The organism is Streptomyces sp. CB01373 (assembly GCF_002803075.1).
Classification (GTDB): domain Bacteria; phylum Actinomycetota; class Actinomycetes; order Streptomycetales; family Streptomycetaceae; genus Streptomyces.
In genome coordinates this window covers 64,519-79,234 of the sequence record NZ_NNBK01000020.1, presented here as the reverse complement: position 1 = coordinate 79,234, position 14,716 = coordinate 64,519, and the positions used below count along the sequence as shown (strand labels likewise).

At 70.9% G+C, this 14,716-nt stretch carries 11 protein-coding genes and 2 pseudogenes; 10 read left to right on the top strand and 3 right to left on the bottom strand.

From position 1 onward, the window contains the following. Positions 1–161: 161 nt before the first annotated feature. A pseudogene (locus CG719_RS29020) lies at positions 162–474 on the top strand (M48 family metalloprotease); the annotation flags it as partial. Beyond that, a complete protein-coding gene (locus CG719_RS29015; RefSeq protein WP_100571680.1) occupies positions 471–863 on the top strand; it encodes a YccF domain-containing protein in 393 nt (130 codons plus the stop codon). The pseudogene CG719_RS29020 and the gene CG719_RS29015, both read left to right, overlap by 4 nt. A 134-nt stretch (positions 864–997) precedes the next feature. Here the strand turns inward: CG719_RS29015 and CG719_RS37600 are convergent, their stop codons facing one another. Beyond that, a complete protein-coding gene (locus CG719_RS37600; RefSeq protein WP_159024974.1) occupies positions 998–1,153 on the bottom strand; it encodes a hypothetical protein in 156 nt (51 codons plus the stop codon). 664 nt (positions 1,154–1,817) lie between these two features. Between CG719_RS37600 and CG719_RS29010 the strand changes: the two genes are divergently transcribed. From CG719_RS29010 to CG719_RS29000, 3 genes are all read left to right on the top strand, one after another. Next, entirely contained in the window at positions 1,818–2,774 is a 957-nt protein-coding gene (locus CG719_RS29010; RefSeq protein ID WP_100571679.1) for a GlxA family transcriptional regulator, read from the top strand. A gap of 106 nt (positions 2,775–2,880) precedes the next feature. After that, positions 2,881–3,879 carry a type I glyceraldehyde-3-phosphate dehydrogenase gene (gap, locus tag CG719_RS29005; protein ID WP_100571678.1) on the top strand — a complete coding sequence of 333 codons (999 nt, stop codon included), beginning with the start codon at positions 2,881–2,883 and terminating at the stop codon, positions 3,877–3,879. 96 nt (positions 3,880–3,975) lie between these two features. Next, positions 3,976–4,986, top strand: coding sequence for an NAD(P)H-dependent glycerol-3-phosphate dehydrogenase (locus CG719_RS29000; RefSeq protein WP_100571677.1), 1,011 nt, complete (start codon positions 3,976–3,978; stop codon positions 4,984–4,986). Between the two features lie 271 nt (positions 4,987–5,257). Here the strand turns inward: CG719_RS29000 and CG719_RS28995 are convergent, their stop codons facing one another. Then, entirely contained in the window at positions 5,258–6,772 is a 1,515-nt protein-coding gene (locus tag CG719_RS28995; protein ID WP_100571676.1) for an MFS transporter, read from the bottom strand. Positions 6,773–6,936: 164 nt separating this feature from the next. Between CG719_RS28995 and CG719_RS28990 the strand changes: the two genes are divergently transcribed. The 4 genes and pseudogenes from CG719_RS28990 (at position 6,937) to CG719_RS28975 (ending at position 9,747) form a co-directional block, all read left to right on the top strand. Beyond that, entirely contained in the window at positions 6,937–7,911 is a 975-nt protein-coding gene (locus CG719_RS28990) for an Lrp/AsnC family transcriptional regulator (RefSeq protein ID WP_100571782.1), read from the top strand. A gap of 238 nt (positions 7,912–8,149) precedes the next feature. Beyond that, positions 8,150–9,030, top strand: a pseudogene (locus tag CG719_RS28985) (helix-turn-helix domain-containing protein). After that, positions 9,027–9,221, top strand: coding sequence for a DUF397 domain-containing protein (locus CG719_RS28980; RefSeq protein ID WP_100571675.1), 195 nt, complete (start codon positions 9,027–9,029; stop codon positions 9,219–9,221). Before CG719_RS28985 ends, CG719_RS28980 begins: the two are co-directional and overlap by 4 nt. A gap of 241 nt (positions 9,222–9,462) precedes the next feature. Next, on the top strand, positions 9,463–9,747 hold the full coding sequence (locus CG719_RS28975; RefSeq protein WP_100571674.1) for a hypothetical protein: 285 nt from the start codon (positions 9,463–9,465) through the stop codon (positions 9,745–9,747). A 50-nt stretch (positions 9,748–9,797) separates the two neighbouring features. Here CG719_RS28975 and CG719_RS28970 read toward each other — a convergent pair whose 3' ends face one another. Beyond that, the gene (locus CG719_RS28970) at positions 9,798–12,665 is read right to left on the bottom strand and encodes a glycoside hydrolase family 3 C-terminal domain-containing protein (protein ID WP_100571673.1); all 2,868 of its coding nucleotides are present in this window, start codon (positions 12,663–12,665) and stop codon (positions 9,798–9,800) included. Between the two features lie 333 nt (positions 12,666–12,998). On the opposite strand from CG719_RS28970, the gene CG719_RS28965 reads away from it, so the two are divergent. Further along, the gene (locus CG719_RS28965) at positions 12,999–14,693 is read left to right on the top strand and encodes an extracellular solute-binding protein (RefSeq protein ID WP_100571672.1); all 1,695 of its coding nucleotides are present in this window, start codon (positions 12,999–13,001) and stop codon (positions 14,691–14,693) included. Positions 14,694–14,716: the final 23 nt, after the last annotated feature.

Here is a 14,716-nt window from a genome sequence, read left to right as displayed (position 1 = left end):
CCACCAACGACGACGGCCGGAGCCCGCTGTGCGGGGGCTCCGGCCGTCGTCGTACACCTGCCCACTGACCTGCTGAAACGGTCGAATCATGGCTGATTCCTGGGAGTTCACAGGCAGTGGCGAGGTTGCTCGGGTCGTCACGCCCGCCGAGGGCGACGGGCGTGATCATGATCCTCGGCCCGCTCGCCGCCTCCCTCATCCACCTGGCCATCAGCCGTTCCAGGGAGTACGAGGCGGACGTGTCCGGCGCCCGGCACCGGCGACCCACTTGCCCTCGCCGGTGCCCCGCGCAAACTGGAGATGGGGACCCAGCAACTCCCGCCGCCCCCGCAGCCGCGCATCGAGACCGCGAGCCACATGGTGATCGCGAACCCGTTCCGCCCTGGTCAGGGGGTGTCGAAGATGTTCTCCACGTACCCGCCGACGGCGGAGCGCATCGCCCGACTCGAGCAGATGGCAGGTCGTCACCAGTGAAGACAATCCTCAACGTCATTTGGCTGGTCCTGAGCGGCTTCTGGCTGTTCCTCGGTTACTTCCTCGCGGGCGTGCTGCTGTGCATCACGATCATCGGCATCCCGTTCGGCATCGCGGCGTTCCGTATCGCTGTCTACGCCCTGTGGCCCTTCGGATACACCACGGTCGAGCGCCGCGGCGCGGGTGCCCCCTCCTTCATCGGCAACGTCCTGTGGCTGGTCCTCGCGGGCTGGTGGCTGGCCCTCGAGCACATCGCCGTCGCCATCGCGCTGGCTGTCACGATCATCGGCATTCCGTTCGCCATCGCCAACCTCAAGATGATTCCGGTCGCGCTGTTCCCGCTGGGCCGGGAAATCGTCCCCACGGACCAGCCGTTCGCGACGCGCTGACGGACAGGGCGCGCCAGGCGACCTGAGGGCTGTCGCGTCGCCGTCCACCGTCGTACGCCGTATGAGGCCATGCCCGTCGCCGGTACCCCGCTGCCCACGGCCACCGAGAGCCAGGACAGGGGCGAACGCCGGCATCAGGCATCGGACGAGGCCCAGGGCCGGCACCGCGCGCCGGGGGGAGCGGGGTCGAGGGTCCGGGCGGAGGCGTTGGTGATCGCGTAGTAGGCCAGGACGCCGAAGGAGGAGGCCGATCGTGCCCCGGGTGTGGCCCCTCTTTCGTTCTGGGTCACCGACGGGTGTTCGACGGCGAGTGGGGGTACCCGGAGCTGCGGGAGATGCCGTTCCACTGGCTGGAGCCACAGGGCAGGCGTTCCGGAAGAAGGCGACCGCAGTGAACTTCGTAGAACTCGCCGAAGACCCCGTTACCGACCTCATCGTGTGGTTCGCCATCATGGGCGCGATTCTGTTGGTGGCTCTTGCGACCATGCTGGTGAAAACCAGGCACCGTTGACAGAGCCGCATTTGCGCAGGCCGGCGGATCCCTCCGATAGCCCGTCTCGCCATCTTTCCCGGTCCTGCGGTCGTTACGCTTGTCGACCACAGGGTGTCGAAGCGGGAGGTATCGGGATGGCTGGGACGAACGCGCTGGTGTGGGTCTCCCAATCCCTGATGGCGGCTTTCGCCGCTGGTCGGACCGTAAGGCGGAGCACGTCCTGGTCGACGCCATCGAACACGACGAGCGGACGCCGTCCCGAGGCGGCCCCGGGCGGGCTGACGCGGGTTGAAGCGTGGAGGTTTCCGCAGTTCGGAGGGAAACTGCAGGTCAGAGCACGTGCAAGGGGCTTTCTGTGCGGGGGCTCCGGCCGTCGTCGCACCATGAGCGCGGGTTCGGTCCCGGATCGGGCGGAGGCGGGCGAAGGGGGGACGGGCGGTGGCCCCACGTAGCCTCTTCCTGTGTCAGCCTCCCGCCTGCATCGCGTCGCCGTCCTTGTGCTCGAGGGGGCGAAGCCGCTCGATGTCGGAATTCCCGCGCAGGTCTTCACGACCCGCGCGAGCATGCCGTACGAGGTGCGGATGTGCGGGGCGACACCCGGTCTCGTGGCCGGCGGCGACGGCCTCGCGTACTACGTCGCCCACGGCCTCGACGCGCTCGAGTGGGCCGACATCGTCTTCGTCCCCGGCTACCGGTTCCCGGACCGCGACGACCCGCCGCAGGCCGTCGTCGACGCGCTGATCGCCGCCCACGACCGGGGCGCGAGGCTCGCCGCCATCTCGACGGGCGCCTTCGCGCTCGCTGCCACGGGCCTCCTCGACGGCAGGCGCGCCACGACGCACTGGCACTACACGCGGGCACTCGTGGCCAGGCATCCGCTCGTCCAGGTCGACGAGAACGTGCTGTTCGTCGACGAGGGCAGCGTGCTCACCTCGGCCGGCGCCGCCTCCGGCATCGACCTGTGCCTGCACATCCTGCGCGGCGACCTCGGAGTGGCCGCGTCCAACCATGCGGCCCGGCGTCTGGTCGCCGCCCCCTACCGCAGCGGAGGCCAGGCCCAGTACGTGCCGCGCAGCGTGCCCGAGCCACTCGGCGAGCGGTTCGCCGACACCCGTGAGTGGGCGCTGCACCGGCTCGGCGAGCCCCTCACCCTCGACGTACTGGCGCGGCAGGCCGGGGTCTCGCCGCGCACCTTCTCCCGGCGCTTCGTCGAGGAGACCGGCTACACGCCGATGCAGTGGGTGATGCGCGCCCGCATCGACCTGGCCCGCGAACTGCTCGAGCGCTCGCAGCGCAGCGTCGAACAGATCGCCGCCGACGTCGGGCTCGGCACCGGCGCGAACCTGCGCCTGCACTTCCAGCGCATCCTCGGCACCACACCGAGCGAGTACCGGCGCACGTTCACCCGGGGCGAGTGACCCGCCCGCCACCCATGGCGGGATCCTTTTGAACCATGGCGATCCCGCCACTGTCAGTGGCGCGAGCCGCGGGCGAGGCTGGTGGCGAAGGGAAGGGACATCACTCATGACTCGCATCGCCATCAACGGATTCGGCCGCATCGGACGCAATGTGCTGCGCGCACTGCTGGAGCGCGACAGCACCCTCGAGATCGTCGCCGTCAACGACCTGACGGAGCCCGCCACTCTCGCGCGGCTGCTCGCCTACGACAGCACGGCCGGCCGACTCGGGCGCCCGGTGACCGTCGACGGCGACGCCCTCGTCGTCGACGGCCGTCGGATTACGGTGCTGGCCGAGCGCGAACCGGCGCAGTTGCCGTGGGCCGAACTCGGAGTCGACGTCGTCCTGGAGGCCACCGGCCGCTTCACCTCGGCCAAGGCCGCACGCGCCCACCTCGACGCGGGCGCGAAGAAGGTACTCGTCAGCGCGCCGTCTGACGGCGCCGACGTCACGCTCGCGTTCGGGGTCAACAGCGACGCCTACGACCCGGCCGTGCACACGATCGTCTCGAATGCCTCCTGCACCACCAACGCGCTCGCGCCGCTGGCCGCGGTCCTCGACGAACTCGCCGGTATCGAGCACGGGTTCATGACGACGGTGCACGCGTACACGCAGGAGCAGAACCTGCAGGACGGTCCGCACCGCGACGCGCGTCGCGCCCGGGCCGCCGGCGTCAACATCGTGCCGACCACGACCGGCGCCGCCAAGGCGATCGGCCTGGTGCTGCCGAACCTCGACGGCAAGCTGTCGGGCGACTCGATCCGCGTACCGGTGCCGGTGGGCTCGATCGTCGAACTCAACACGACCGTCGCCCGCGACGTGACGCGCGACGACGTGCTGGCGGCGTACCGCGCCGCGGCGGAGGGGCCGCTCGCCGGCATCCTCGAGTACTCGGACGACCCGCTCGTGTCGTCCGACATCACGGGCAATCCCGCCTCGTCGATCTTCGACTCGGCCCTCACCCGCGTCGAAGGCCGCCACGTCAAGGTGGTCGCGTGGTACGACAACGAGTGGGGCTTCTCGAACCGCGTGATCGACACACTCGAGTTCCTCACCACCCGCTGACCGGACGCCTCACCCGGCCAAGCCCGGCGTCGTCGATACGATGGCCCGACCCGGCGCCCTGTCGACAGCGCCGACCCCGGTGAGAGGACCACCCCAGTGAGCCAGCCCCGCGCCCGTGCGGCGGTGTTATCGGCCGGCTCCTGGGGTACGGCCGTCGCCAAGATCATGGCTGACGCCGGCAGCGACGTGATGGTGCACGCCCGGCGCGGCGAGATCGCCGACGCGATCAACACCCGCCACCGCAACCCCGCCTACTTCCCGGACGTCGACCTGCCCGTCTCCCTGACGGCCACGACCGATCCGGCCGCGGCCCTGGACGGCGCGGACTACCTCGTGTTGTCCATCCCCGCGCAGACGCTGCGGGCCAACCTCGCCGTGTGGGCTCCGGACATCGGGCCCGACACCGTGATCGTGTCGCTGATGAAGGGCATCGAGCGGGACACCGGGCTGCGGGCGAGCCAGGTCATCGCCGAGGTGACCGGTGTGAGCGAGGACCGGGTCGCGGTGCTGTCGGGGCCGAACCTCGCTCGCGAGATCATGGACGGCCGGCCCGCCGCCGCGACCGTCGCCTGCCCCGACGAGGACGCCGCGCGCCGCTTCCAGACGGCGTGTCACACCCGGTACTTCCGGCCCTACACCAGCACCGACGTGATCGGCTGCGAGCTGGGCGGCGCGGTGAAGAACGTCATCGCCCTGGCGGTCGGCACAGCCTCGGGCATGGGCCTGGGAGACAACGCCGTGGCGCTGCTCATCACCCGTGGCCTGGCGGAGATCACCCGACTGGCCACGGCCATGGGCGCCCACCCGGTCACCCTCGCCGGTCTGTCCGGCCTGGGCGACCTGGTGGCCAGCTGTACCTCCCCGCTCGCCCGCAACCGCACCTTCGGCGTCCACCTCGGTCACGGCCTGAGCGTCGAGGAGGCGATGGCAGCCACCAGGCAGACCACCGAGGGCGTCAAGTCCGCCGAAGCGGTCCTCGACCTGGCCCGCGCCCATGACGTCGAGATGCCGATCACGGAAGTGATCTCCGCACTGCTCAACGACAAGGTCACCCTCGACGAGGCCGCGGCCGCGCTGATGCAACGGCCCTCCAAGCCCGAGCGCTGACCGCAGGGCGGCCCCGCTCGCGGGCCGTTTGCCCGCACCTTTTCGCTGTCGCGGTCACCTTGGTCGTGCGGATGGTCACCCGCCGCCTGCCTGCCCGTCAGCTTGACGCGGGGCAGCTTCCGGTCAACCTGGCGGCCGGCGCGGGCTTGTGGAGCCCAGGAGCGGGAACGAGCTGGTCGGGCCCCTACGCGTTTACGTGTTCCCGTGCCGTCCAAGGCGGCCGTGCTCATCATTTGGGGCCTGGCCATGGGCCGCCGCCATCGCTGCAGGACTACGTCAGCGGGCGTCGCTGGCGTCCTGCGCCGGACCGATTGGGGCGCGCGATCATCGCCCAGACGGCCGGCGCGGTCGCGGCGAGCAGCGCCCCGGCCGTCCCCAGTGCGTGCTGCGCGCTGAGGCCCGCGGCCTGCCCGGCGCCGTCGCCGGTCAGGTAGACGCCGCCGACGACGGCTACGCCGAGCGTGCCGCCGAGTTGCTGGACGGCGTTGAGGAGCCCCGCCGCCGAGCCGGTCTCCTGCGGGGAGACGCGGCTCAACGCGACGGTGAAGAACGGCGGGGTGAACAGGCCCACACCGAGGCCGGCCAGGGCGAGGGCGAACAGCAGGCCGAGCGGGAAGTGGCCGGCGGGCGCCGTCCGGTAGACGAGGGCTGCGGCGGCAAGGCCGGCGGCGAGGGTGGCGATGCCGGCGTGCAGGACACGGGTGCCGTAGCGGGGGACGAGGTGGCTGCCGGCGGCCCAGGAGGCGACGGCCAGGCCGGCTGACCATGGCAGCAGGGTGAGACCGGCGGTCAGCGGGCCGGTGTGCAGGCCCAGTTCCAGATGCAGCACCACGGTGATCACGACGCCGCTCATGACAGCGAAGAACAGGGTGGAGCTGGCCAGTGCGGCGGGGAAGACGCGGCCGCGCAGCAGGGAAGGTTCGACCAGCGGGGTGCGGCCGGCTGCGGCCGCGCGGCGCTGGTGGGCGGTGAACACGATCAGCACGATCGCGCCGAGCCCGGCGGCGACCCACGCGGTGGCCCCCGGCGCGCCGGTGCCGACGGCGAGCGGGCATACCAGCAGCGCAGTGCCGGTCATGGCCAGGGCGGTGCCGGTGGGGTCGAGGCGAGGGCGTACGGGGGCGCGGTCCTCGCGCAGGCGCGGGGTGATGGCCAGGACGACGGCCGCGAGTGGCAGGTTGACCAGGAACACCGCGCGCCAGGAGGTGCCGAGCAGGTCGGCGTGGGTGAGGACACCGCCCACGACGGGGCCGAGGACTGCGGACAGGCCCATGACCGGGCCGATCGCGCCCAGTGCCTTGGGGAGTTCGTCGCCGTCGAACATGGCTCGGATCAGTCCGAAGGTCTGGGGAATGATCAGGGCGGCTGCGGCGCCCTGCGCCGCGCGCATGCCGATGAGGGCGGTGGTGGTGGGGGTGAGCGCGCAGGCCAGCGAGGTGAGGGCGAACGCGGTGACGCCGATCCGGAAGACGCGGCGGCGGCCGGCGATGTCTCCCAGGCGGGCGGCAGTGAGCAGGCCGAGGGCGAAGGCAAGGGTGTAGGCGGCGCTGTACCAGGGGATCGCGGCGGCGGGGCCGCCGAGGTCGGCGCGGATGACGGGGCCGGCGACCTGGACGATGGTGGCGTCGAGGAGGTTCATGGCCTCGGCGGTGAGCAGCGCGACCAGGGCGGTCCACCGCCAGCGGTACGCGGCGGGGGCCGGCTGGTCGGGCTCGGCCGGGGTGTCGTGGGCGGCGCGGGCGGCGGCGCCAGCCGTGCCGACGGGCGTGATGGGGCGCTCGGTCATGGGGTCCCCCGTGGGTGGTGGTGTGGTGTGCGGATCTGCCGCCTGCCGGACCGGCGTTCTGGCATCCCGCCTGACCACCACCCTGACCCCGCTCGCACATCCGGTTCCATTTCTGGCTGCCAGATCGACGATTCCATCCATCGCGATCCGCTATTTTGATGAACATGCTCGCGGTGGATGCCCTCGATCGCGGCCTGATCCACGCCCTCCATGTGGATGCGCGCGCCCCGTTCACCCTCATCGCCGACGTCCTCGGCTCCTCGACCCAGACCGTGGCACGGCGCTACCGCCGCCTGCACGCCGAAGGCGGCCTGCGCGTAGTCGCCTTGCCGACCCCGCGCAGCGCCCGCAGGCACCAGTGGCTTCTCCGTCTGACCGCCGCCACCCGCACCGCCCACGACATCGCGGTCGCGTTGGCCCGCCGCTCCGACACCTCGTGGGTCCGGCTGACCTCCGGCGGCACCGAGATCGTCGCGATCATCCACACCGCGCCCAGCGGCCCGGACGCCCACTCCCTCCTGCTGCGCGACATCCCGCGCACCGCCGGCATCACCGCGGTCTCCGCGCACTACCTGCTGCACACCTACCTGGGCGGGCCCACCGCGTGGCGCGGCCGGGTCAGCACGCTCACCCCCGAACAGGAGGCCCAGCTGCGCGCCCACGGCGTCCCGGCCGGCGTCAAGGACGATGATCCGTACACCCTCACCGACGCCGACCTGCGCCTGCTGGCCGCGCTGCGCGAGGACGCCCGGGCCGGCTACGCGGACCTGGCCACCGCGACCGGCTCCACGCCGTCCACCGTCACCCGTCGCCTGACCGAACTGCGCTCGCGCGGCGCGCTGTTCTTCGACGTCGACATCGAACCGGCCGTCCTCGGCGCCACCGTGTCCGCGCTGCTGTGGGTGCAGGTCGCCCCCAGTCGTGTCGACGAGGTCGCCACCGCGTTGGCCGCCCACGACGAACTCGCCGTCGTCGCCGCCACCACCGGCCCCACCAATCTGATCGCCCACGCTCTGTGCCGCGACGCGGAGGACCTGCACCACTATCTGACCCGTCGCGTCGCCTTGGACGCCATCACCCGCATCGAGACCGCACCGGTCCTGCGCACCTACAAGGCCGCCGCCACCCTGCGCGGCTGACGAGCGGAAGCTACGCGCACAGCTCAGCCTCTGGGAACGCCGTCTTCACGCCCCTGGGCACCCTGGGCCGCGAGGGCCAGCTGCTTCGCGGCTTCCAATGTTCGATATGTCATGAGATGCCGACAGGCGAGTGTTGTACGCGTTGCGGGGCCGCGCGTGTGCGGAGCGGGGCGTGTCGGTGGGGATGGGTTGCGCGTTGCTCATTTTGGACCGGACGGGCGGAGACGGGCGGGGCGCGATGAGTGAAGTGGTGCGGCAGTCGGACGGGGCTGACGGAGACGGGGTGCCCGGGCGGGATGTGGAGCCGGGGGTGCCGCTGGAGCCGGGGACGGGCATTTTGCGAGTGTTCGGGCGGCAGTTGAAGAGATTTCGGCTGCGGGCAGGGCCGGAGCGTGCCGAGTTCGGGGCGCGCACCGGGTATTCGGTGTCCACGATCGCCTCGTACGAGCAGGGGAGGCGGGGCCGCCGCCTCGGTTCATCGACGTGGCGGACGAGTTGCTGAACGCGGGCGGCGTCCTGCTGGAGATGAAGGAAGAGGTGGCGCGGGCCCAGTACCCGGCGTTCTTCCGGGATGCGGCGCGGTTGGAGGCCGACGCAGTCGAACTGCACGTGTATGACAATCACTTGATCAACGGGCTCTTGCAGACGGAGGAGTATGCCCGGGCCGTGTTCAAAATGCGCCGACCGCTCTTGAGTGAGGAGACGATCGAGCAGTGGGTGGCGGCCAGGATGTTGAGGCAGGAGATCCTCTCGCGGTGGCCCGCCCCGCTGATGAGCTTTGTCATCGAGGAGGCCGTGCTGCGCCGCCCCGTCGGTGGCGCCGACGTCCATCGAGGGCAACTGGAACAGATCCTGCTTGTCGGGCAGAACCGCAACGTCGAGATCCAGGTCATGCCGCTCCAGCGGGAAGAACACGCGGGCCTCGCAGGCCCGTTCACCCTGATCGAGACGACGACGGGACGACGGATCGCATACGCGGAGGTCCAGAAGAGCAGCTATCTCTACACGGAGCGGACACCTGTTCGGGATCTGGAGGCGCAGTATGGGATCATCCGGGCCCAGGCTCTTACTCCACGGGAGTCGACGGCTTTCATCGAGGGATTGCTGGGAGAGCTATGAAGAGCGCATCGCGACTGAGTTGGGTCAAGAGCACTTACAGCAGCGGTGAGGGCGGCCAGTGCGTCGAGGTGGCCCTCGGCGCTCCCACCGTCCACGTCCGGGATTCCAAGGACACCGCCCGCCCTACGCTGGCCGTCGGTCAGGACGCCTGGGCGATGTTCGTGGCGCACGCCGTCGACCGGATCGGCTGAGTCGCAGTCGTGCGACGGTACCTCCTCGGCTGAGGGAGTCCAGAAGATCGGGCGATCAGGCGGCCCGGGTGAATGGGATGGGTTCTCGGTGTTCAACTTGGTGGCCGGAGCGGTGATTGCCGTCGGGGCGGTCCTGCACGGGTGCCTCCTGACCCGCAGGGTCTGGCGTGATCCCGACTTCGCCCGGCGTCTGACCGGGAGGATGGCCGGTCTTCCCCATGGCCTTGAGGGACGCCGGGGAGTGGTGCGGTCCTCCGCGCTGGTCACGCTCCAGTTGGGCTTCATCGGATGCGTCTTCGTCACCGGTGGTCTGGAGGACATGCGGCAGGACGGGGCGGGCGAGGACGTGCTGCTCGTCCTCGTCCTGCTCTCGGTCGGCCTCTGGCTGCTGGCCTTCGCGGTGAACCTCTCGATCGTCTGGTTCAACGTCCCGAAGTGGAGCGTCCCACCGCACATGCGGGGTGACACAGGAGTGAAGACCGAGGCGCTGCGCAGCCGCTGGGCCAGGCTGAACAGGAAGCGCTGACCGAGGTCCGCCCGGGAAGCCGCAAGTGGTGCGGGACGGGCGTGGCCGGCTCAAGCGGTGAAACCGACCCGGGCCAGGCGCAGTGGGCCGTGGAGCCTCAGTCGCAGGTCGTGGACGCCTGGGGCGGTGGCCGGGGTGGTGAGTGTGGTGTAGGCGTACGGGCCCGGTGTGGGAGTGTCCAGAGTGACGACAGCTAGTGTCGGGCCGCCGTCGAGGGACAGTTCGACCGTGCCCTCGCCCGCCACCTCCACGCTCACTCCCGTCACGCCGGTGCCGAAGTCGCAGTCGCGGTAGAGGAGTTCGCCCGGCCTGCCGGGAACCGGCGTTACCGCGTCGCCCGTCGTCCTCGTCCGGTCGACGATCTCGATGCCCGACTGCTCGTCGAAGTCGGCGGCGTCCAGGCCCCGTTCCAGGACCGGGCGCGGGGTGCCGGGCTCCCCGTCGAGGGTGAGGGTGGTGCGGAGGCGGATGTCCTGGCTTGAGGCGCCGACGAGGAGGTCGTACGGGCCCGGCTCCAGGCGCCACCCGCTCCGGGACACGTCCCAGAACTCCAGGCGGGAGAGCGGGACTTCGAAGGTCAGGGCCGTCCTCTCGCCGGGTGCGAGCGTGATCCGGCGGTGGGCGGCCAGTTCGCGGCGCGGGCGTGGGACCGACGGGTTCGCGGCGCGGGTGTAGAGCTGGGCGACCTCGTCCGCGGTGACGCCCCCGGTGTTGGTGACCGTGAAGGACACGCGCACCGTGTCCCGCTCGACCCGGACGGCCAGGTCGCCGTATCCGAACGACGTGTACGACAGCCCGTGTCCGAAGGGGAACAGCGGGGTGCCCTCGTAGTACAGGTACGTCTGGCGGCTGCCGATCACGTCGTAGTCGAGCAGGTCCGGCAGGTCGGAGTCGTCCTCGTACCAGGTCTGCGGGAGCCGGCCGGCGGGGGAGGAGTCACCGGCCAGCACCCGGGCCAGGGCGGTACCCGCCGCCTGGCCGCCATGGGCGGTCCACAGCACCGCCCGCGGGGGCGCGGGGTCGACCGCGTACGGGTACGACGAGACCAGCACCAGCGCCGTGTCCCGGTTCGCGGTGCGGGCCGCGCGCAGCAGCCGCTCCTGGTGCTCCGGCAGTCGCAGGGTCGTACGGTCCTGTGTCTCCCGGCCGCCGATGTGCGGGTCGTTGCCCGCCACCACCAGCACCACGTCGGCCCGGCCGGCCGCGCGGGCCACCGCCTCCTCCCCGCGCTCGGACACGACCAGTTCGAAGACCTCCGCGGTGTCCGAGCCGTCCGTCCCGGTCTCCCCGGCGACCCTCACGCCGTCGGCGGTGACACGGACGTGACGACCGGTCCCGAGGTGGCGCAGGAGGTGCCCGCCGTCGTGCGGTTCGAGGCGGAACGTCTCCTGGACCACCCAGCCGCCGGGCTGGTCGGTCGAGGCGCGCACGTAGCCGTCGTCGGCCACCGAGAGGTAGTGACCGTCCGGCGCGCGCAGGGTCAGGACGCCCTCGCCCCAGTCCATGAGGGCCAGTTCGGTGCCGTCGGGGTCGGTGGTGAGCGGCGGCAGGTCGGTACGGCCGGCCAGCAGGGCCGGGTCCAGCGCCCCCTCCGCGCCGCGCCCCTGACCTTCGGCCTTCGCGTTCACCGCGACGGGCGGCACGTGCAGGAAGCGGCCGTCGGCCGTGCGCAGCCGCACCCGGTCCACGCCCTCCGCGAACTCGACGCGCTCGGCGCCGAACCGCTCGTACAGACCCTCCAGGGGTGTGGACCGGCGCAGCAGCGTTCCGCTGTACCAGTCGAGCTTGCACTCGTCGGCGAGCGGGCCGACGACGGCGACGCGGGTGCCGGGGGCCAGGGGCAGCAGCCCGTCGTTGCTCAGCAGCACGACCGCCTGCTCGGCGGCCTCCAGCGCGAGCGCCCGGTGCTCGGGGGTGTCGAACTCCCCGGTGCCGGCGTGCGGATCCTCCCCCGGGTCGAACTCGCCGAGCCGGAAGCGCACCGAGAGCTGCCGTCGCACGGCCGTGTCGACGTCGGCCTCGGTCAGCAGGCCCTGCTCCAGGGCGCCCCGCACCCGCGCCACGATCTTCGCCGGATCCGTGCCGTGGTCGGTGAAGCTGTCCACGCCGGCCAGGAGCGCGGCCGCGGTGGCCTCCTCGTGCGTGGCGAAGTAGTGCTCGGAGTCGACCAGGTTGGAGGGCGCGCCCGCGTCCGAGCAGACCAGCAGATCGTCGTCGGCCCAGGTGCGCAGGTGCTCGCGCAGGTACGGCGAGACGTGGTTGGGGCGGCCGTTGACCAGGTTGTAGGCGGGCATCACACCGGCCACCGCGCCCGCCGCCACCGCCTCACGGAAGGCCCGCAGGTCGTACTCGTGCAGGACGCGCGGGCGCACCGACGAGGACGTGGTGTCCCGGCGGGTCTCGTTGTTGTGGGCCAGCCAGTGCTTGAGGACCGGTGCCGTGCGCCAGTACGTCGGATGGCCGCCGCGCAGGCCGCGGGTGTAGGCGACGGCGATCGCCGACGTCAGCCCCGGATCCTCCGAGTAGCCCTCCTCGTTGCGGCCCCACAGCGGGTGGCGCAGCAGATTCACCACCGGTGCCCAGACGTTGAGGCCGACGCGGTCGTCGCGGGCGCGCATCGCCCGTACCTCGTGGGAGACCGCCTCGCCGATCCGGCGCACCAGGTCGTCGTTCCAGGTCGCGCCGAGCCCGACGGCCTGCGGGAAGACCGTCGCCGGGCCCATCCAGGCCACCCCGTGCAGTGCCTCCTGACCGGTGCGGAACGCGGCGATGCCCAGTCGCGCGACGGCGGGTGCGAACTGGTGCAGGAAGGAGACCTTCTCGTCGAGGGTCAGCCGCGCCAGCAGATCGTCGACGCGCTTCGCGAACGGCAGCCGCGCATCGCGGAACGGTGGCGTGTGAGGCGTTCGTACGGTCACGTGGGGGTCCCCTAGCGCTGGAACGGCAAGCCTCTTTCGAAGCGCTTCGATGCTCAGGTGCCTCAGGGGCGGGTGTCAAGACGGTCCGGGGCAACAAGTCCGGTTCCTGCCCCCGCACCTCAAGGGGCGTATGCGACCCGTGCCGTGCGTCGCCCCTCGGAGCAATCTTGGATCCGACCCTTGTGCACCCCCAGGTGTTCACCTAACCTCGCAGCAACATCGAAGCGCTTCGACTCAGTTCGACCTCCCCGTATCGATACATCGATACATAGAGACACCGCAGCCGACGGCCCCACCGCCGGGTGTCCTGGTGCGCCACGAAGGGTTGACGCAATGACGCCGAACGCCGCCCCCGCCTCCGCCGGCCCGAGCCGGAGAAGCTTCCTCGCCTCCACGGCGGTCGCCGCCGCAGCGGTGGCGGGAGGGATGCCGCTGCTCACCGCCTGCGACAGCGGCGACAGCGGCTCGCGCGGTGGCACCACGTCGGGCAAGGACGCCAAAAAGCTGCTGCCGTCCTACGTGGCGAACAACGTCGTCACGCCCGACATCCCAGCCAAGAACGGCTCCGCCGTCGGCTTCACGCGCCCGCTCGACCTCGCCGGCCTCAGGACCTCCGTGCCGAAGAAGCTCGGCAAGAGCGGCGAGGTCAGCGTCATGTCGCCCTTCTGGGGCTCCCCTCCCAAGCAGGACAACGCCTACTACCGGGCGATGAACGACCTCATCGGCGTCGACGTCGTCTGGCAGAACCAGGACGGCAACACCTACGACCAGAAGCTCGGAGCCGTCCTCGCCTCCAGCAGCATCCCGGACGTCGTGGTGGTCCCCGGCTGGAACATGGGCGGCAAGATACCCAGCGCGATCACCAGCAAGTTCGCCGACCTGGGCCCCTACCTGTCCGGGGACGCGGTCAAGGAGTACCCGAACCTCGCGGCGATCCCGACGGACGCCTGGCAGCGTTCCATCTTCGGCGGGAAACTGCGCGGCCTGCCCATGCCGGCCTCGTACGTGACGAACATCGTGCCCCTCTACCGCCAGGACCTGTTCGACAAGGAGGGCTACGAACTCCCGGGCTCGGCGGACGAGTTCCTGGCGCTGGCCAAGGAGATCACCAACGCCCGGGCCAAGCGGTGGGCCTGCGGCGACATGAAGTGGACCGCGTTCAACGCCTTCGGTGTGCTCTCCGGCGGCGAGAAGCCGCTGGGCTGGGACCTCGTCGACGGCAAGCTCGTCAACCGCGTCGAGACCCAGGAGTACCTGGAGGCGCTGGAGTGGACCCGCAAGCTCTTCGCCGCCGGATGCGTCCACCCCGACTTCGAGCTGGGCAAGAGCGCCTCCACCGACCCGGGCCCCAAGTTCGCCGCCGGCGAGTTCCTGATCTACAACAACGACATCTCGCAGTGGTACAGCCGGACGGCCGAACAGGCCTCCCAGAACCCTGCCTTCAAGGTCTCCGGCATGGACATATTCGGCCACGACGGCGGCCGGCCCACCCTGTGGGCCACCCAGCCCGCCAACATCTTCGCCTTCGTCAGCAAGAAGGCGTCCGAGTCCGTGATCCGTGACGCGCTGGCCGTCGCCAACGTCACCGCCGCCCCGTACGGCACCAAGGAGTACATGCTCACCAACTACGGCGTCGAGGGCACGCACTACACCCTGAAGGACGGGGTGCCCGTCAAGAACGACAAGGGCAACAACGAGGTCATCAACGCCTACATCATGATCGCGAGTCCCGCTCCGACCCTCGCCCACCCGGACTTCCCGGACGTCACCCGGGCGCAGGTCGAGTGGCAGCAGCGGATGGGCGGCTTCACCAGGAAGTCCGCCTTCTACGGCATGCAGATCACCGAGCCCTCCCGCTGGACCAACCTGTCCAACGACTTCGAACAGCTGGAGGACGACATCGTCCGCGGCCACAAGAAGATCGGCGACATGCAGCAGGCCGTCTCCGACTGGAAGAGCAAGGGCGGCGGCAAACTGCGCGACTGGTACAAGAAGATCCTCGACGAGAACGGCTCGGCGGCAGGCTGACCGGGGCGCTGAGGCAAGGAGAC

Coding starts and splice junctions, on each gene's coding strand:
- gap (WP_100571678.1), top strand. CDS start 2,881: ATGACTCGCATCGCCATCAACGGATTCGGCCGCATCGGACGCAATGTG.
- CG719_RS28995 (WP_100571676.1), bottom strand. CDS start 6,772: ATGACCGAGCGCCCCATCACGCCCGTCGGCACGGCTGGCGCCGCCGCC.
- CG719_RS28990 (WP_100571782.1), top strand. CDS start 6,937: ATGCTCGCGGTGGATGCCCTCGATCGCGGCCTGATCCACGCCCTCCAT.
- CG719_RS28980 (WP_100571675.1), top strand. CDS start 9,027: ATGAAGAGCGCATCGCGACTGAGTTGGGTCAAGAGCACTTACAGCAGC.
- CG719_RS28965 (WP_100571672.1), top strand. CDS start 12,999: ATGACGCCGAACGCCGCCCCCGCCTCCGCCGGCCCGAGCCGGAGAAGC.